This is a genomic window from Novosphingobium sp. MBES04 (assembly GCF_000813185.1).
In the GTDB taxonomy this organism is placed as follows: domain Bacteria; phylum Pseudomonadota; class Alphaproteobacteria; order Sphingomonadales; family Sphingomonadaceae; genus Novosphingobium; species Novosphingobium decolorationis.
Map to the genome: position 1 here is coordinate 2,607,602 of NZ_DF850488.1, position 18,621 is coordinate 2,626,222.

Here is an 18,621-nt window from a genome sequence, read left to right on the forward strand (position 1 = left end):
GCGTAGCGAGCTTGGCCGAGGTTCGCGCTTCGTCGGCCAAGCCAGCCCAGGCAACTTCTACGAACAGGGCCTGCCTGTATGTCCAGGACAGCTGTGCGCGGGGAATGGAAAGTTTGGCCGCAGGCCGTTCGAGCGCTAGGGAGCCCTGCTCGGGCATTGCTGCGGGCATGGCCTGTCCGGGGCGCAGAACGCAGGATCAGTCATTGCGAAGTGGTCGCCAAAGCTCCGGGTGGCGCAACATGAGCGCCTGCACGGCGATCAGGGTCTTGGCATCGGTCAGTTGCCCTGCAAAAGTCAGCTCGCGAAGCGTGTCGAAGTTCCATTCGCACGCAGCAATCTGCTCGTTTTCCTCGGGGCAGCCGCCGCCAGGTCCAATCCGGTCTTCTGCGCTGTAAGGTGCAAGGTAGATTTGCACGCGCTCCGTGGAGACAGGAGGGATGGGCCAGATATTGGAGACAGGCTCGAGATCGCCAAGTCTGACCCCCGCCTCTTCCATTGCCTCCTTGCGAGCACATGTCTCGGGGCTGTCTCCGGAGAGGTTGCCAGCGATACATTCCAGAACGGGAGGCTCTCCGGCATTTAGAACCCCCGCTCGAGCTTGCGTTATGAGAAGTACGCAGCGTCGCTCACGATCATAGGGCAAGACAGCCGCAGCGGATCCATTGTCGAGCAGGTGTCGCTCGGCAATGGATCCGTCAGTCATACGAATGGATAGCCGCTCGAAGCGATACCAACCATCATAAACGGTTTCCCGTTCAATGATCTGGGCGGCCCCGATGCAAGGTGTCCCGGTCATATGCCCGAGCCTTTGAAAAGGGCGCGATGCAAATGGGGCTGCATGAAGATTTTCAATCCGGCTTCAATCAGCCTTCCAGGCTGACCGGAACTGCCAGGCCGTGCTCCTTGAGCAGGGCATGGCGGCGCGCAGCCTTGTGGTCCTCTTCAACCATCTCTCGACACATTTCCTGCGCCGTGATCTGAGGCTCCCAACCAAGGATCTCCTTGGCCTTGCTCGGATCCCCGAGAAGGGTATCGACTTCGGCTGGACGGAAATAACGCGGGTCGATCCGCATCACGACGTCACCAACGGCGAGGGCTGGTGCCTTGTCGCCCTCAATGCTCGAAACCGTTGCAATCTCATCTACGCCCTGACCACTGAATTCGAGCGAGATGCCCAATTCCTTGGCCGACCAGGTGATGAATTCGCGGACCGAGTACTGAACGCCCGTGGCGATTACAAAATCGCGAGCTTCTTCCTGCTGCAACATCATCCACTGCATGCGGACATAGTCTTTCGCATGTCCCCAATCGCGAAGGGAATCGATGTTGCCCATGTAGAGGCAGGGCTCCAAGCCCAAGGCGATGTTTGCCAGGCCGCGCGTGATCTTGCGGGTAACGAAGGTCTCACCACGACGCGGCGACTCGTGGTTGAAAAGGATCCCGTTGCAGGCATACATGCCGTATGCCTCGCGATAGTTCACGGCAATCCAGTAGGCGTACATCTTGGCCACGGCATACGGGGATCGCGGATGGAAGGGTGTCGTTTCCTTCTGTGGTATCTCTTGAACGAGGCCATAGAGTTCGGACGTAGAGGCCTGGTAAAAGCGGGTCTTCTCTTCAAGCCCGAGGAAGCGGATGGCTTCAAGGATCCTCAGTGTGCCGATGGCGTCCACGTCCGCCGTATATTCGGGAGCTTCAAAGCTGACGGCGACGTGGGACTGCGCTCCCAGATTGTAAACTTCGTCAGGCTCGATGTCACGGATCAGACGTGTGAGGTTCGAGGTATCCGACAAGTCCCCATAGTGGAGTTTCAGTCGCTGATCATGGGCATGGGGATCTTCGTAGATATGATCGATGCGGCTGGTGTTGAAGAGCGAAGCACGCCGCTTGATGCCGTGTACCTCGTATCCCTTTTCCAGCAGGAGTTCTGCCAGATAAGAGCCGTCCTGACCAGTTATGCCCGTGATCAGTGCTTTCTTTGGCGAACTGCCCCTATTGTCGATCATCATCACCACTATGCGCAAATTAAAGGAGAAAATATCGGTAAGGTAAAAGTGGAATCGCTGCAATGCAAAATGCATCGCCGCGTCGCCCCGCAATCACCGTCTATCGCGAAGGCGGCCTATGTTGCGTTGCAATAAAATTAGATATCGCAATGTCTTGACAGCTAGGTTGCGATGGCAAAATGTTTCAGCCACAGCTTGGCGGCGGCGAGCTTGAGCAAGCTGAGGTGGGAAAGTGCGGTCTTCTCGAAGCGCGTGGCGATGCGACGCTGGTGCTTGAGGAAGCCGAACATGCGCTCGATCCGATTGCGATCACGATAGCGGCGCCAATCGGGATGCTCGGGAACCTTGCTGCTCGAACGCGGCGGGATGGGGGGAGGCTGTCGCTCGGCAGCAAGTTCTCGCGAAGGCGGTCACCATCATGGCCTTTGTCCGCAAGCAAGGCCCTGGGCTTTGGCGCGGGCATGGCCATCAGGTCATCGACGCCGCCGCAATTGGACGCTTCGCGACCTGTCAGATGTAAGCCGAGCTGGGAATCCCGTTTGTGAACGCGGCCTAGTCCTTCCGCAGTTCGGTCAAGCGGCTTTCCCAGGCAAGGGCGTGTTCGACGATTGTCGCAAGGTCATCGAAACGCGGTTCCCATGGTAGGAGTTGCTTGATGCGTTTGTTGTCCGAAATCAGGGAGGCTGGATCACCAGCCCGGCGGGGCGCCATCGTGCGCTTGATGTTCTTGCCCGCGACCTGATCGACCGCATCGAGAACCTCAAGAACCGAAAATCCGTGGCCATATCCGCAGTTCATCGTCAGTGACTGCTCGGGGTCCGCGATCAGGGCCTCCAGCGCCAGTACATGGGCATCGGCAAGGTCTGCAACATGGATGTAATCCCGCACACCCGTGCCGTCCGGGGTCTCGAAGTCATTGCCGAATACCGCGACGCTCTCGCGCTTGCCCAAGGAGGCTTCGACGGCGACCTTGATGAGATGCGTGGCCCCGGCCGTGGACTGACCGGTTCGGACGAGCGGATCCGCCCCTGCCACGTTGAAATACCGCAGTGCACAATAATTGAGTGGATGAGCCTTGCTGGTGTCCGCAAGCATCCATTCGGTCATGAGTTTGGACATGCCGTAAGGGTTGATTGGGTTCGTGGTGCTGTCCTCGGAGACAGGAGAGCTCTCCGGGACGCCGTAGGTCGCAGCTGTGGAACTGAAAATGAAGTGGGGGATGCCTGCGGCCACAGCGGCCTCTATCAGGGCGCGACTTTTTGCTGTGTTATTGTGATAATACTTAAGAGGGTTTTCGACGGATTCCGGAACAATGATCGATCCGGCGAAGTGCATGATCGCGCCGCGACCATTTCCCATCCCCTGTTCCGCGAAAATACGGGCGAGTAATGCCTGATCCTCGATGTCGCCTTCATAGAAGGGACTGTTTCGGGTACGGCGAAGCGAAAGCCGGTCGATAGATTGTCGATAACGGCAACCGGCCAGCCGGCATCACTCAAGGCCAGCGTTGCATGACTACCGATATACCCGGCACCGCCGGTAACGAGGATGGGGAGTTTGTCAGACATCTTCGCTTCACCTTGCGAATTTCAGTGGGGCAGTGGGAGTTCGCCTGCTGCGCGGCTGGTAAAATACCTATGCGCTACGTGCACCTATGCCCATACTACGTCAAGTTGGGCGGGTTGCAAAACGGCTTCAATCATAGTCGTGGGGCAGTATTCTCGAGGACCGGACTCAAAAGTTGTCGCGCCATGTCAGGATTTGATGATGGGCGCCGTCAGTGCGCGGGCTCTGGCTCCCGCACCGGACTTGCCGAACCAAGGTGGGAGCCTCGGCTTCGTGCACGCCGCAATGGTGTCCGTGCTACTCTTGCGTGTGCTCACCATCGCCGATGATGTAACCCCCGAGTGCCGGGAAGCCATTCCCGACGCCGCGATCTGCAGGTGCGGGGCCGGGGCGCGCGTCGCCCTTGCTGGGCGGTGGAGCCTTCTGAAATTGCGGCAAATTGATCTGTGCCGTATCGACTTCGAAGTTGCCCTGTGCTCAGCTTTCGCCAAGCTTTTGTGTAGATCGATGGCTTCGGGCTTTCCGCCGCATGGCGGCGCAGGCTGGGTGTGCGACCGGTTGCCTGTCAGATGGTCCGGCGGTTCGGCTCACTTTCCAGTGTCAGTTCATATGGCCATGCCGTGGAGTTGCGATGATCAAGCGACGCGAAATGTTGTTGGCTTCCGGAGGGATGGCCGGGTTGGTTATGGGGAGCAGGGCGCTGCCTGAGCCGCAGGCCGGAGAAGCGGCGGTAGCGGCTGGTAGTGGCGATGGCCTTGACGTGCGCGCCTTTCGCGAGGACGTCGGCATCGGCCGTGAGACAGCGGATACCGATGCTTTGGAGATGGCGTGGAGGCATGCTGTGGATGGTCGGGGGCGGCCAGGTGCTGCAGGTTTTGCCTCCCCCACGACGCGAATGCAGATTCGGGTGCCGGATGTCGAGATCCTCTATGGAGGTGACGGTCTGAAATCGGATGTGCCCAACTTTCGCGGGGTATTTGCGTTGGTCGGACATGGCATGGGGGCAAGCCGCATCCGCCTGACGTCTCCGCGCTATCTCGTGGACATCGACAAGCCGGTCCTCAATATGCTCATGCAGGACCTCCAGATCGTGGGAGGGAAGGGGGCGTACCGCAATTTGTCGACGGCCGCGGTGGGCGGATCTTCGGGAGGAGGGGCCCTCTTCGAGCGCGTGCAGTTCAGCGACTATTCCGTCTGCGCCCTGGCGTCTTCGTCACCTGATGACCCCTTCTGGCATGTCCTGTTTTGCAAGTTCACAGGACAAGATGGGTCGAAATGCGCGGTGATACCTCCGGGTGACGGGCATCAGTTGAACGGAAACTGGTGGAACAGCGGGCGGTATGGCTTTCATCTCCGGGCAGGTGAAAACGTTCTCGTCATGGGCAATCGCTTTGGAGGGTTGCGCAAGGCGCCTCAACCGCGCTGTGACTTGTGGATTGAGCCTGTCGGGCGACGTAGTTCGGGGCAGGGCATCGTCGTGACGGGCAACAAGCACGGCAATGAGAACGATAGCGTGGCCGATATGAACGTGCTGTTTGCTGCCTCGGAGACTGGTCACGGTGATTCCGTGGTCGACTATGGTGCGCATCCGCATAGTGAGGTGCCGCCACAATCATCCAGCGTGCTGCGCGGAATGACGTTTCGCGACAATGAGCACACGGCCATAAGCGGGCGCAGAAGAGGTGCTTTCTACAGTACAATCGAGCGGATCGGCGCTTCGATCTTTGCGGACTATTATGATGGTAGCCTGCCTCTGCTGTTCGAGTTCGCGAAAGGGGTGCCGAGCTTGAGCGATGGCAACTGGTTGGCGCAGACAAACGAGATCCACTTGCGGGTGACCAAGCCGGCGGGCTTGCAGGGGGCAGCGCTCGTACCGTGCAATCGGCCGGGTTTCGGGATGGTCTATGATCAGCTTGGTGTCGCATCTGGCGCGCAAGGAGTGATGTCGGATGCGGGCGAGGATTCCGGTTTTCCTATTATTTTCCTGCGGGATGGGATGAAGGGCTTCGGTCGCGGGGCGAAAGGGGTGCGCCTGTCGGACCTCGAGCCTGACATGGTAGGGGGGGCGTCAAGCTTTGACGGCCATATTCGGTTCTGTTGAGGCTAGGGCTGGCATCACGCTCGCTTCCGGAAACGGTGCTGCCGGTGAGCTGTGTTGGGTCGAGATCGACCTGAAGCGTGGCAAGACGAATGGAATGGCTACGGTGCACGTCGAGATTGGTGTGGATTCGAAACGGATTATCCGACGCTGGGTGATCGAGGTGCCCGGCGAATGGAAGACTTTCCGATTTCCATTCGTATTGAATCAGGTCGAGCGTGATGTGAGCTGTTTCGTGGGGCCCGCTGGGCGTGCGTTCGCTGCGGGTGCGAAGGGCACTGTCCGTGTTGGGCGGATCCGTGCTTACCAGCATTCGCGACCAGTTCGTGATCTGGCGGACAGGGGGGTGTCCCCAGATAACGGGGATGCAGGCAAGCGCCTGAGCCCCTTGCGTGATGCCGCTGTTCAGGTGTGGGATTCGCATCTGACCCAAGACAGGGTCGTCGAGCTGGCCACGGATCAGGTTTACACAGGAGCGAAATTCCGGATTGTACGGCGCGCGCGGGCGTCAGGCGCTGCACAACTGCGGATAGCGACTTCGCCAGTCCAAGTCTTGCGGAAGGCGTCCACCTGGTGCGACGTCGAATTCAGCAATGGCGTCTGGATTGCCACTGGTTCGGGTGTGCTTTAGCCGCGAAAGCCTCGCAGGCGGTATGCCAGGGGCCGTGAGGGAGCGCCGTTCTCGTTGATTGCCTTATATTCCGGATCGGGTCGGTATGTGTTGTTTTGCTTTTTTTGTCTGGGCGCGCGGTAGAGTGCTGGGCTGTATGCATACGCGCGGGAAGCGCTCTGTGCCGACGCTCCTTGTCCTGTCGTTCCTTCTGGCACCCATTCAGGTGAGAGCAGATGCGGAGGTCAATGCGGAGACTTCGTGGCCGTTGGTATTGCGCAGCGAACTTGTGCGCCTCGGTGCAATGGAGTTTGCCTTGCGCAAGGGCGCGCAAGGTGCATGTACCAAGTTAAGCCAGGCATCGGGGATGACACTCGATTACCTGGGGGCATACAATCGCGGGGATCAGGACCTCGTCGCGCGCATGACCGGCCTCGGTGCCTTGCCTGTCGTCATCGGAGTTGCCGTGGGGAGCCCGGCATACGAGGCAGGTATACGCCCAGGAGATGAACTCGAGGCGATTGGCCCGAAGACAATCGGCCAGGTGCTTGCGGAAATGGAGCATCCCTCGTTGTTGTCAGGGAGGCTGGAAGACTTGCTGGCGCAACAGTCGGCGGATCGGCCGACGGAACTCAGCATGCGGCGGGATGGGATCTCGCGAGTGGTGAATGTTCACCAGATTGGTCTTTGTGCTACCCGCTTCGTACTCAAGACTGGCGGCGGAATGAACGCTTATGGTGACTCCGATCGGGTTGCAATCACCTCGAAAATTCTGAAATCGGCGCAAGATGACAATGAGCTGGCAATTATCGCGGGGCACGAATTCGCGCATATCGTTGCCGGTGATAGTCGTGCTCGCAATCTGAAGCTGCGTCGGGCAATGGAGGATCGAGCCGACCTACTGGGGGTGGATCTGGCACGTTGCGCCGGCTTTGATGCGGCTTCCGGGCTCGATTGGTGGCGGCGCTACAATCGGAAAGACTGGAAGCGCTGGCTTCGGGGGCCTTCTCATCGCAATACGCATGATCGGATCGAGCTGATGGAGGAGCACCTTGCCGATGTGCCTTCTCCGCACTGTCCTCCCCAAGTCCCGGCATTGGAGGTATAAGTATGTTGGGTTATCTTTCGAGCGGGTTGCCGTGGTTCCTGACCGGTCGGTGATTTTTCGTTCAACGATATGTGGTTTAAATGATCGCGGGAGGGGCAAGCGCCTTGATTCCGTGCGTGGGGCGGGGCATTCATCGCTCAGTTCTACAAGACTGGCTCGAGGCGAGGCAGTTCTGATTTTGCAGTATCTGCGCGGTATCAAGCCCAGAGAGGTTAAATTTAGTGGCAAAGCTTTCCGAGTTCTCGCGTTTTCTCGCGGTCGGTGCCGTGGTCGCTTTGAGTGGCTGTGCCGGTTCGATCGAGGAGAGTGGCCTCCCTACCGGCGGAGCCGCGTATCAGGCCATTGATGCGGACGTCGTTCCCGCACCTGTGGTCTATCAGATTCAAGCTGCTGACACGCTGCAACTGCGTGTTTTTGGAGAGCCCGACATCAGTGCAGAGCTCATGCGTGTCGATGACGCCGGCTTCCTGCAGGTCCCCTTGGTTGGCCAGATCAAGGCCGATGGTCGGGGGACGCTGGATGTCCAGAATGAAATTCGTGAGAAGTTGGCTGCGTCTTACCTTGTCGATCCAAAGGTCACGCTTTCGGTCATCGAGCCTGCACCGCGTTATGTTTCGGTCGAGGGTGACGTAGGTAAGCCTGGTGTCTATGAAATGACGTCCAAGATGACTCTCCTTGCAGCTCTGGCCCGCGCGGAAAGTACGACTGAGACCTCGAAGCTCTCGACGGTAGTGATCCAGCGTACTGTTAATGGACAGAAAATGGCAGGCCGATTTGATTTGCCTGCAATTCGCGGCGGCCTGGCCCCGGATCCAGTTATCATGGATCACGACGTGATCGTTGTCGGTACGTCGGGGACGCGTGTCTTCGTCAAGGTCCTGGAGCGGGTGCTCGCGCCGGTCACGACGGGTGTATTCTACATGCTGCGCTAAAGAATGGGCGGGCATCGCGGCGCGAAGCTGGAGGTTTTTTGCTGCGGTGCAACTCGGGCGCCGAGGTTGTCGTGATGGTCTTGGATCATTCGTTTCCTCGTGTGCGCAGTATGTAGCGTGCGGATGCTCTGCCCTCTCGTTTTATCGTAAATTGTTGATTTTTTATGTGGTTTGGCCCGGTGATGGCGGGCCGGCTGCCGCCTGTTCGGCTGCGCTATGGCGCGTCGCTGGGAAGAGCTCAATTGAACCAGGTCTTGTTCGTCGCTGCAGATGATCCGGTCGTCGACGAATTGTTGCGGTTGCAGCATAATTGCGTTGACGGCGAAGGCCAAAATGATGATGGGGGGTATACGTAATCAAGCGAGGGCATGTCGTTCGACGTGCTCTCACAATCCCGATAGGCTGTCTTCATGGTCATTTGACCGAAGCTGCATATTTTAGAGAGGGGCCTTTCAAGTGAAAGTTGCAGTGTTCGGCCTGGGATATGTGGGGCTTTCGAATGCGGTACTTATCGCGCAGAATCATAGTGTTGCAGCGGTTGATATTTCCGCGGAGCGCGTCGAGCTGTTGAACGCCCGGATCTGTCCGATTGAAGATGGCGAGCTGAGTGAGTTTCTCAAGGAAAGGCCGCTCGACCTGAAGGCCACGCTGGATCCGAGTGAGGCGCTGGCCGGAGCTGATTTTGCGATTGTCGCAACTCCGACAAATTACGATCCCGAAACCAACATGTTCGATACGTCCTCGGTCGAGCAGGTCATCGAGTTGGTGCTCGCGCAGACGCGCGAAACAGTCATCGTCGTGAAGTCAACTATTCCGGTAGGCTTTGTCGATCAGGTCCGTCTGAAGTACGGGACTGACAGAATTATCTTCAGTCCCGAGTTCTTGCGTGAAGGTCGTGCGCTTTACGACAATCTTTTTCCTTCGCGGATTATCGTTGGCGAGCAGTCGCCTCGGGCCAGCGCTTTCGCCCAGCTCTTGCTGGAAGGCGCCGAAAAGACCGACATCGATGTATACTTTACGGGGGCCTGCGAGGCCGAGGCAATCAAGCTCTTCGCGAACACTTTTCTGGCGATGCGCGTGGCCTTTTTCAACGAGCTGGACAGCTATGCCTTGGCGCGCGGTATGGATGCCGGGCAAGTCATCACCGGCGTCGGTTCCGATCCGCGTATCGGCTCGCACTACAACAATCCCAGCTTTGGTTATGGCGGTTATTGTCTTCCCAAGGATACGAAGCAGCTTCTCGCAAACTACTCTGAAGTTCCGCAGAATATTATCCGCGCCATCGTTGATGCGAACCGCACCCGAAAGGATTTTCTCGCAGATCAGATCATCGCGATGAAGCCTGAGAAAGTCGGGATATTCCGTCTCGTGATGAAGGCGGGCTCGGACAATTTCAGGCAGTCTTCTGTGCAGGGTGTCATGAAGCGTATCAAGGCAAAGGGCCTGGATGTCCTGGTTTATGAGCCATCAATGCAGGAAGACGAGTTCTTTGGTTCGCGCGTGACCCGCGATCTGGATGCCTTCAAGGCGGAGTGCGATGTGATCGTTGCCAACCGGATGACAAGTTCGCTTGAGGACGTGAAATCGAAGGTTTTCACGCGAGACTTGTTTGGTTCGGACTGACCTGGAGTTTGGCTGCTCGGGCGGTTGCGCGCGCACGGTTCGGGATGGTCTTGGTATTGAAAAGTGGGGGTAGAAGTCATGCGTGTTTTCGTAGCAGGTCATAGGGGAATGGTTGGCGGTGCCATCAGTCGCCGCTTGTCCGCGCGCGGGGATGAAGTGGTTACCCGTACGCATGCGGAATTGGATTTGACTGACCAGGCCGCGGTTGCGCGTTTCTTTGCCGAAGAACGGCTTGACGCCGTTGTGCTCGCCGCGGCGAAGGTCGGCGGAATTCATGCGAACAACACGTTTCCTGCCGAATTCATCTACGAAAACTTGATGATTGAGGCGAACGTCATTCACCAGGCCTACGCGGCAGGTGTGAGCAAACTGCTCTTTCTCGGTTCCTCCTGCATCTATCCGCGAGCCGTGGCGCAGCCCATGCGTGAGGACGCGTTGCTGACGGGTGTCCTGGAGCCGACCAACGAGCCTTATGCAATTGCGAAAATCGCCGGGATCAAGTTGTGCGAGAGTTATAACCGGCAGTACGCAACGGACTACCGAAGTGTCATGCCGACCAATTTGTACGGTCCCGGCGACAATTTCCATCCCGTGAACTCGCACGTCATGCCGGCGCTGATACGGCGCTTCCATGAGGCGGTTCAAGATGGACTTTCGGAAGTTGTCATCTGGGGCACCGGAACGCCGATGCGCGAATTTCTGCACGTGGACGATATGGCCACGGCATCGATTTTCATCCTTGATCTGCCACAGGCCGAGTATCAGGCGAACACGGAGCCCATGCTGAGCCACATCAATGTCGGTTACGGTGAAGATGTGTCCATCGGGGATCTGGCGCGTCTTGTCGCCGAGGTGGTCAAGTTCGAGGGGCGGATCGTGTTCGATACGACCAAACCGGACGGAACGCCGCGCAAACTGATGGATTCCAGCCGTCTTGCCGCCATGGGATGGCGTCCCACCGTGGCTTTGCGCGAGGGCGTTGAAGAAACCTATGCGTGGTTTCTGGCCAATGTCGCGGAGACGGAAGCCGCGGCGGTGCGCGGCTGACCGTTCCATTCCCGAAATCTCTTCGCTTGACCATTGGTGGCTAAGACAAGGGGCACCTGTAAACACATGAAAATTCTTGTCTTAGGCATTAATTATGCGCCGGAGATGGTCGGTATCGGGCCATATACCGCGGGTATGGCCGAGGATCTGGCCGCAGCTGGACATGACGTCACTGTCGTGTGTGCCAAGCCTTATTATCCGCAATGGAAGGTCGATCCGGCCTTCGCCGGAAAAGGAGTGCGGATTTCGCACGAAAACCAGGTGCGCGTGGTGCGGCTGCCTGTCTATGTTCCGGCTGTTCCGGATGGCAAGCGACGCCTCGTACACCATCTCAGCTTTGCTGCGCGGGCTGAAGCGGCTTTGCGTTCTGAGGTGCGGCGGAGCCGGCCCGACGTCATAGTGGGGGTCGCGCCATCCTTGATTTCCATGGTCGCAGCTCGTCGCATGGCGCGGCGCATCGGGGCTCCGTTCTGGCTTCATATCCAGGACTTCGAAGTTGAGGCGGCATTCGCAACAGGACTGTTGCAAAGCAAAGGGTTGCTTGCTCGTTCTGCGTGCAAGTTCGAGGATTGGGCGCTCGAGGCAGGCATGGTGAGCACGATCTCGCCGCAGATGTGCGCGAAGCTTGAGGAGAAGGGGATCGCATCAGAGCGGATCTACGAATTCCGAAACTGGGCGAATATCAATGAGGTCAAGCCGCTTGCTGGGGTGTCTTCCTATCGCGAGGAGTGGGGTATCGATCGCCCGCACGTCGCGGTCTATTCCGGTAACATAGCGAACAAGCAGGGCATCGGGATCGTGCTGGAGGCGGCCCGTTTGCTAAAGCATCGCAAGGACCTGCAATTCGTCGTTTGTGGCAATGGCCCCAATCGCGAGAAGCTCGTGGCGGATTCGCAAGGTCTGGACAATATAGCGTTCTTTGACTTGCAGCCGCGAGAGCGACTTTCCGACCTTCTGGGTATGGCGAGTGTACATCTTCTTCCGCAGATTGCCGGCGCAGCCGATCTGGTGCTGCCTTCGAAGTTGACGAATATGCTGGCATCTGGCCGCCCTGTGGTTGCTACGGCGCTGGAAGGGACAGGGCTCGCCGCGGAAGTCGAAGGTTGCGGTCTTGTCGTGCCTCCCGAGGACGCCGTGCAATTTGCTCAAGCTATTGAGAAACTTGTTGACGATGACGCCCTGCGCCTGCGCTTGGGCAATGCTGCGCGTGACAAGGCCGAGAAAGTCTGGGGCAAGGACAAGATCCTCCAGAATTTCCGGCAGGAGCTTGCAGCGCTGCTCGCGCGCTGAATTTTGAGCGACGATGCTTTGGCTCTTGTTTAGGTCGGCTCGACGAGAATCGGATTGAGAGGGGTTTATGCTCATACTGCCGAAGAAAAAGCGATGTTCTATCATGTCTACAAGGTTGCCGGTTCGTCGATCCGCAATGCCTTGATTCCTCATGCACGCAAATCGCAGGTCGCCGCGCAGTATGTAAATCATATACTGACGGTCGCGCGCCTGCCGCGCAGTTCAAACCCATTGTTTGCCTATCATCCGCGCATGGCCGACGTGAAGAAGAAGATGGGCAATGAATTCTATGAGTATTATCGATTTGGTTTTGTGCGCAATCCCATGGATTGGCAAAAGTCGCTCTATTTCTTCATGATGAAGAAGACGCATCTTCCAGGGCATAAGAATGTTGTCGGGAAGTCGTTTGATGAGTACCTGAACTGGCGCATGGAACACGAAATGCGTCACCAGACGGACTTTATCTACGATGGTGATGAATGCTTGCTGGATGACATCTTCCATTTCGAGAACATCAACGAAGGCTTCGCCCAAGCGGCCAGCAAGATCGGGATCGACGGGGAGCTCCCGCACCTCAATAAGGCGGGCAAAGGTAAATCGGTCGAGGTCTCGCGGGACACGCTTGACCGCTTCCTGGACCTCCATCGTACCGAATACGACCGCCTCGGTTACTCTTTGGACAGTGATTTCCGGAAGTATTCCTGAAGGCTTTGTCCGTTTTGCTTTCTAACGTCCACGTTGCGAGAAACCCATGAAGACGATTGCCATAGTCTGGGACAATTTCGGTCCGATGCACGACGATCGTGTCGAGGCCGTGGCAGATCTCTACAGAGGGCAGGCAGACGTCGTTGGCATTGAGATGTACGGAAGGAGCGACACGTACGCCTGGGACAATGCTGATGCGAATGTTTTTCGCAAGATTACGCTGTTTCCTCAGGAGGACTATTCGCGCAATTCGACCGTCAAGACGATGCGCAAGTTGATTGCGGCTTGTCTCGAGACGGGGGCTCGCGACATCTTCCTGTGCAACTACGAGCGTCCGGCTGTGTTCATGACCGCTATGGCGCTGGCTGCTCGTGGCCGGCGGGTCTATGCGATGTCCTGCTCCAAATTCGACGATATCGAGCGGCGCATTTCAAAAGAATTCGCAAAACGCCTGTTCTTCCTGCCCTACAAGGGAGCAATATCCTCGGGTACGCGGGCGCGCGACTACATGCGTCTGATGGGGGTCCCCCGTGATCGCATCGCGATGGAATACAACACGCTGTCGATCGAGCGGATCCGCAAACTGGCGGGACGAGAGCCTGCTCCGGGCGGAGTGCCTAAGGCAGAACGCCATTTTACGATCGTGGCGCGTTTTGTTGAAAAGAAGAACCTCTTCATGGCGCTCGAGGCCTTTGCGCGCTTCTGCGCAGCGTCGAGCGGGACGCGCAAGCTCAACCTTTGTGGATCGGGCGAATTGGAAGCCAAGTTGCGGGCCCGTGTCGAGGAGTTGGGTCTCGGGGATCGGGTCGTGTTCCATGGCTTCCTGCAAAGTGATGGCGTTGCCCGTGTTCTCGGAGAAAGCCTCGCGTTGCTGCTGCCCAGTGTCGAGGAGCAATTCGGCAATGTTGTGATCGAAGCGCAAGCCTTGGGATTGCCGGTCATCCTTTCGGACAATTGCGGTGCGCGCGACAAGTTGGTGCGGTCCGGTGTGAACGGCTTTGTGATCGAGCCGGATAATCCGGAAGGTCTGGCCTTCTTCATGGGGCTTCTCGATCGTGATGATGAACTGTGGGAGCGCATGAGCCTGGCGGCGGTGCAATCGGCTCCCAAGGGAGATGTCGCCCGTTTCGCCGAGGCCGTGCGAGAGTTGGTCCAATGAAGACACTTGAAGTGCTCTTCTGCCTACCGTCGATATCGCGCGCGGGAGGAGGGGTGTCCGAATCTGCAAGGCTACAGGCCTTGGCCCTGCAGGAGCAGGAGGACGTGTGCGTCCGCGTCCTGACTTTTCACGATGAGCATTTCGAGACAGATCTACCGACCTGGGGGGATATTGAAATCCAAGCCTTCCCGGTTCTAGGGCCGCGCAGTTACAGCTTTTCGCCGGGTTTTGCGCGCGCAGCACTTAGGGCAACGGCAGATGTTATCCATGTCCATGGTGTCTGGCAGTTCCATTGCGCGGCGGTCTACCTCGCGGCCCTGAAGTCCAGGACGCCCTATGTCGTGACGCCGCATGGAATGTTGGAGCATTGGATCCGGCAGCGTTCGATCAAGCTCAAACGCGCCGTGTCGTTGCTCTATCAGGATCGCTTCTTGAGCGGGGCCGCAGGTTTCCAGTTGTTGACCGTGAAGGAAGCGAGCGATGTTGCTGACTATGTCGCTTCCAAGCCGGCTCCGATCATTCCGAACTATGTCCTCGACTTTGAAACGGTCGCTGGACGTCCCGCGTGGTGGCGTGACGAATTCGAGGGCAAGGATATCTATCTCTTTCTTGGCCGCATCCATGAGAAGAAGGGGTGTGCCGAGTTGTGCGAAGCCTGGGAGCATCTGAGCGCTCGGGATCCCGGCTTTCGTGACAGGTCCGTGCTTGTTTTCTGCGGCTGGGTAGATGGGTTGGAGGGCTTTGAGGAGCGCGTTGCGCAGCTGGAGGCTCGTTTCGCCAATGCTGTCTACGCCGGGCCGCAGTACGGAGAGGACAAGATCCGCAGTCTCGCTGCGGCGAGCTTCTTCCTGCTGCCATCCAAAAGTGAGGGGTTGCCGATGGCGGTTCTTGAAGCCTGGGCAGCGGGAATTCCCGTGATGATGACGGATGAATGCAATCTGCCCGAAGCGTTCCGGGTGGGGGCTGCAATGCGGACGACATCCCGCCCAGATGAGATTTTGGAGACATTGCGAGAGGCGTCACGCCTCGATCCAGATGGACGCGAGAAACTGCGTGCCAATGGTAGCGCGCTGTTGGCAAAGGAATATTCCGCCGCAAGTGTGCGTTCAGCGCTTCTCGAGCTCTACGCCCGCGCCATGGAAGGTAACGTCAAGCAATGAGCGTCTTGAATGCCAAGGACTACAACCCGCGCGAAGGTGGACCCAGTTTCTCCGTCTCCCACCGTCTGTTGCGCTTGGTGTGGGGGATTGTCTGGGGCGTTTTCGGGCGTTGCTCGCCGGTGCCGTTTCATGGCTGGAGGCGGTTTCTCCTGCGTGTATTCGGGGCAAAGATCGCACCTTCTGCACGCGTCTATCCTTCGGCTTCTGTCTGGTATCCGCCCAATCTGGATATGGGGGCGCATTCGGTGATGGGGCCCAAGGTTGTGTGCTATTGCATGAGTACCATTCGGCTTGGACCTTACGCGATCGTCTCCCAGTTCGCGCATCTGTGCGGGGGCACCCACGATCCTGACGATCCCGATTTCCAGCTCGTGCCCAAACCCATCGCTATCGGTGCGAAGGCCTGGGTGGCGGCGGATGCGTTCGTCGGCCCTGGCGTCAACGTTGGCGAGGGGGCGCTTCTCGGCGCCCGGGCGGTGGTCACCAAGGATGTCGGAGCCTGGGAGATCTGGGCCGGCAATCCTGCCCGCAAGATCCGGGATCGGAAACGATTTTGATGCGAGGGGCGGGCTTCCATGAACACCGCGGAAATGTGGCAAGTGGCCGGGCACTGGCGGCTGTGTCATGACTGTGCTGGCCGAGCATATGGATAAGGCCGAGGGCGCGAGCCAACCTGCTGCGCAAACTGCCGCGAGGTCAGGGTTGGGACGCAAGGGCGGCGCTGGCATGCTCTGGATGTTGAGCGCAACCCTGCTGGCACGTGGTAGCTCCTTCCTGGCCCAGATCGTGCTCGGCTGGCTGCTTAGCCAGGGTGACTTTGGTGTCTATGCTGCAGCGATGAGCGTGGCTGCGGTCATGCAAGGGTTTCGCGATGGTGGTGCGCGGCGCATCCTTGTGCAGAAAGGGCCGTCCCACTGGGAAGCCTTGGTTGGGCCGGTCTTCTGGGTCTCGACCGGGCTTAATTTGCTGGGGGCTGCGGTCCTCGTATGCGCGGCCCTTGTTCTGCCCTCGCTAGCTTTGCTTGAAGGTTCGGCAATAGCTGATCCACGGATCGGCGGTGTGCTGTTCACGATCGCGGCTGCCTTCTCGATTTCCTCCTTCGAAGCCATCGCAATCAGCCGGTTGCTGACCCAGTTCCGCTTTCGTGACGTTTCCGCGATCAATATGCAGCGGGCCTTTGTACAGAACGGGATGATGGTCGTGTTCGCTGTCCTGGGCTTTGGACCGCTGAGCTTTGCCTTGCCTGTCCTTATCGCGACGGTGACGACCATCGCTCTGGGGTTCGCGCTGACGCGAGGTTCTGTTCAGTTGCGCCGGTTGGGTCTGCGAATGTGGCCCGCGATTATCGGCAGGACCAAGTGGCTGCTGCTGTCGGCGCTGGGAACGGCGCTTCTCATGCAAGGCGACTATCTCGCGCTCGGCGTGATGGTGGAGCCCGCCTTGCTGGGCATCTATTTCTTTTCCTATCAGATCGTGGGGCAATTGCAGATATTGCTGGCGGCAAACCTCAATAATGTGCTGCTGCCGATGTTCAGCTCGATTCAATCGCAGCGTGACCGGTTTCGCCAGAACGTTATCAAGGCTTTGCGCCTGCTCAGTTTTCTCGGGTGTGGTGCGGGTTTCGGCCTGGCTGTCGCCTATCCCTATCTGGAGCGCATGATCTGGGGTGCGAAGTGGGAAAGCTCGATCGTTCCTGTGCAGGTCATCGCGATCGCTTTTCCGTTTCGCCTGCTGTGGAGCGTATTCAACAGCGTACTCTCATCTCTAGGTCAGTTCAGGAAGCTGGCTGCGTCCACACTTCTGGCGGGAGTGGGGGTCGCCTTGGCGGCTGGCGTCTCAGGGCTGATTTCAGCCCGGGCTGAAACTATTGCTGCAGGTGTTGGCCTCTACTTTGTCTTCGGTTTGACCGGCATAATTGCCCAGGGGTTGCGTTCCGTCGGGCTGACGGTGACCGATACTCTCAAGGCAGTCTGGCCAAGCTGGCTTCTTGGTCTCGTTGCTTTCACGGGAGTCTATATCTTGGAAGGCACGTTTGCGGCCTTTGGCGCGGGAGCGTTGGGTAGCTTCGCTTCTCTCATCTCGGCATCGGCGCTTTTCATGGGGCTTTATTTTGTGTTGATGCGATGCTTGCTGACGGCGCCTCTGCGTGACCTTATCAGTTTCGCTCCCAAGCGATTGGAGCGGTATTTGAGAGTGGGGATGCTTCTTCGTGGCTAAGGAATTGGTGCGGAGGAAGCGCATCTATGTCACCGAGTGCGGCAGCCCCTCTGATTTGAAGCGTACGAAAGCAGAAGTGTATTCGAGGCGCGGAAGTATCGAATTGTCTTTCGTGTCCATGTACACCCCCCATCTCAGGACTTGGATGTAGTGCGTATGAGTGACGAAATCGGCAGCGAGAATGTTTTCTTCATTCTGGGGTCACCGCGGTCAGGAACGACGCTTTTACAGCTAATGCTGTCGCAGGCGCCGGGTGTTCATGTTCCGAACGAGACAAAGTTCATGAACCGCGTATACCGCCAAGCGCGAAAATTCGGTCCCATTCAGAGTGATGCGGGTTGGGCAAATGCGGTCGAGGCTGTGGTCGCTCGCAACCGGGAGGGCGAATTTCCTGCGGATGGTGACGAGTTGCGTTCCCATCTAATGAGCCTGGAGGAGCGGTCCTATCCCAGTCTCCTGCTGGCGTGGCTCAAGTTCTGCGCCCCGGAAGGCCCGGTGACACATTTTGGTGAGAAGACGCCCGAGCATACCCGGGAGGCGTTGCGCCTCGCAGAGTTCTTTCCGAGAGCCAAGTTCCTGCTTATCCTTCGTGACCCCCGCGATGTCGCTCTGTCTCAGATCAAGGCTTTCGATCGACGCTCGCTTCTGTTTTCTGCGGTTCGTTGGAACGTCGACCAGAGGTACTGGTTTGACAAGGCCTCGCAGGTGCTCGGCGATGCGCGATGCATGACCGTGCGCTACGAAGAATTGGTTGCTGCGCCGGGGTCCATTCTGCCTTCTGTCGCCACTTTTCTGGGGATCCCTTTCGATGAGGCAATGCTCGACCCTTCGCAGCGCCAATCGCGTGGTTTCTCGGAAAAGGAAGTGCACAAGCTGGGCACGCTGGGTAAGGTGTCGATCTCCAGTGTGGGGAACTACAAGGAGAAGTTGCCGGCCGACGATGTCGACATGATCCAGTTCATTTGCGGCCGTCGGATGAAGAAACTGGGATATCGTCTTGAAGAAAGGCGAATGCTCAATGGATTCATCCAGACGCTGCGGAGTTTCCCCAAGGCCTATTTCAAGCGCCGTAGAGCGATTCGAGAGGTTTTCCGGTAACT

At 58.0% G+C, this 18,621-nt stretch carries 16 protein-coding genes and 1 pseudogene; 13 read left to right on the forward strand and 4 right to left on the reverse strand.

What is annotated here, in order from left to right:
* Positions 1–196: 196 nt before the first annotated feature.
* From MBENS4_RS11585 to galE, 4 genes and pseudogenes are all read right to left on the reverse strand, one after another.
* Positions 197–796 (reverse strand): NUDIX domain-containing protein, encoded by a 600-nt coding sequence (locus tag MBENS4_RS11585; RefSeq protein ID WP_084592052.1) that lies wholly within the window; start codon positions 794–796, stop codon positions 197–199.
* 67 nt (positions 797–863) lie between these two features.
* Positions 864–2,006 (reverse strand): GDP-mannose 4,6-dehydratase, encoded by a 1,143-nt coding sequence (gmd, locus tag MBENS4_RS11590; protein ID WP_039392275.1) that lies wholly within the window; start codon positions 2,004–2,006, stop codon positions 864–866.
* A gap of 161 nt (positions 2,007–2,167) precedes the next feature.
* Positions 2,168–2,374 carry a transposase gene (locus MBENS4_RS27190; RefSeq protein WP_084592053.1) on the reverse strand — a complete coding sequence of 69 codons (207 nt, stop codon included), beginning with the start codon at positions 2,372–2,374 and terminating at the stop codon, positions 2,168–2,170.
* A gap of 184 nt (positions 2,375–2,558) precedes the next feature.
* Positions 2,559–3,574 (reverse strand): annotated as a pseudogene (gene galE / locus MBENS4_RS11600) (UDP-glucose 4-epimerase GalE).
* A gap of 629 nt (positions 3,575–4,203) precedes the next feature.
* Between galE and MBENS4_RS11605 the strand changes: the two are divergent.
* The 13 genes from MBENS4_RS11605 to MBENS4_RS11665 all read left to right on the forward strand — a co-directional run bounded on the left by MBENS4_RS11605 (position 4,204) and on the right by MBENS4_RS11665 (position 18,619).
* Positions 4,204–5,673, forward strand: a complete 1,470-nt coding sequence (locus MBENS4_RS11605) for a hypothetical protein (protein WP_039390886.1) — start codon at positions 4,204–4,206, stop codon at positions 5,671–5,673.
* Entirely contained in the window at positions 5,648–6,301 is a 654-nt protein-coding gene (locus tag MBENS4_RS11610) for a hypothetical protein (protein ID WP_144400899.1), read from the forward strand. Before MBENS4_RS11605 ends, MBENS4_RS11610 begins: the two co-directional genes overlap by 26 nt.
* 160 nt (positions 6,302–6,461) lie before the next feature.
* The gene (locus MBENS4_RS11615; protein ID WP_039390890.1) at positions 6,462–7,388 is read left to right on the forward strand and encodes a M48 family metalloprotease; all 927 of its coding nucleotides are present in this window, start codon (positions 6,462–6,464) and stop codon (positions 7,386–7,388) included.
* Positions 7,389–7,609: 221 nt separating this feature from the next.
* Positions 7,610–8,320 (forward strand): polysaccharide biosynthesis/export family protein, encoded by a 711-nt coding sequence (locus MBENS4_RS11620; RefSeq protein ID WP_052322219.1) that lies wholly within the window; start codon positions 7,610–7,612, stop codon positions 8,318–8,320.
* 456 nt (positions 8,321–8,776) lie between these two features.
* Positions 8,777–9,943, forward strand: a complete 1,167-nt coding sequence (locus tag MBENS4_RS11625; RefSeq protein ID WP_039390892.1) for a nucleotide sugar dehydrogenase — start codon at positions 8,777–8,779, stop codon at positions 9,941–9,943.
* A 78-nt stretch (positions 9,944–10,021) separates the two neighbouring features.
* Complete coding sequence (gene fcl, locus MBENS4_RS11630; RefSeq protein ID WP_039390893.1) at positions 10,022–10,990, forward strand: GDP-L-fucose synthase; 969 nt, start codon at positions 10,022–10,024, stop codon at positions 10,988–10,990.
* A gap of 66 nt (positions 10,991–11,056) precedes the next feature.
* Positions 11,057–12,280, forward strand: a complete 1,224-nt coding sequence (locus tag MBENS4_RS11635; RefSeq protein WP_039390894.1) for a WcaI family glycosyltransferase — start codon at positions 11,057–11,059, stop codon at positions 12,278–12,280.
* 93 nt (positions 12,281–12,373) lie between these two features.
* Positions 12,374–12,985, forward strand: coding sequence for a sulfotransferase family 2 domain-containing protein (locus MBENS4_RS11640; RefSeq protein WP_039390896.1), 612 nt, complete (start codon positions 12,374–12,376; stop codon positions 12,983–12,985).
* Between the two features lie 46 nt (positions 12,986–13,031).
* Positions 13,032–14,144: a glycosyltransferase gene (locus MBENS4_RS11645; protein WP_052322221.1), complete on the forward strand. Its 1,113-nt coding sequence runs from the start codon at positions 13,032–13,034 to the stop codon at positions 14,142–14,144.
* A complete protein-coding gene (locus MBENS4_RS11650; protein ID WP_084592055.1) occupies positions 14,141–15,304 on the forward strand; it encodes a glycosyltransferase in 1,164 nt (387 codons plus the stop codon). The genes MBENS4_RS11645 and MBENS4_RS11650 overlap by 4 nt, the downstream gene beginning before the upstream one ends.
* Entirely contained in the window at positions 15,301–15,861 is a 561-nt protein-coding gene (locus MBENS4_RS11655) for an acetyltransferase (RefSeq protein ID WP_039390900.1), read from the forward strand. The genes MBENS4_RS11650 and MBENS4_RS11655 overlap by 4 nt, the downstream gene beginning before the upstream one ends.
* A 67-nt stretch (positions 15,862–15,928) precedes the next feature.
* Positions 15,929–17,521: an oligosaccharide flippase family protein gene (locus MBENS4_RS11660; RefSeq protein WP_039390902.1), complete on the forward strand. Its 1,593-nt coding sequence runs from the start codon at positions 15,929–15,931 to the stop codon at positions 17,519–17,521.
* Between the two features lie 156 nt (positions 17,522–17,677).
* Positions 17,678–18,619, forward strand: a complete 942-nt coding sequence (locus MBENS4_RS11665; protein WP_039390903.1) for a sulfotransferase family protein — start codon at positions 17,678–17,680, stop codon at positions 18,617–18,619.
* Positions 18,620–18,621: the final 2 nt, after the last annotated feature.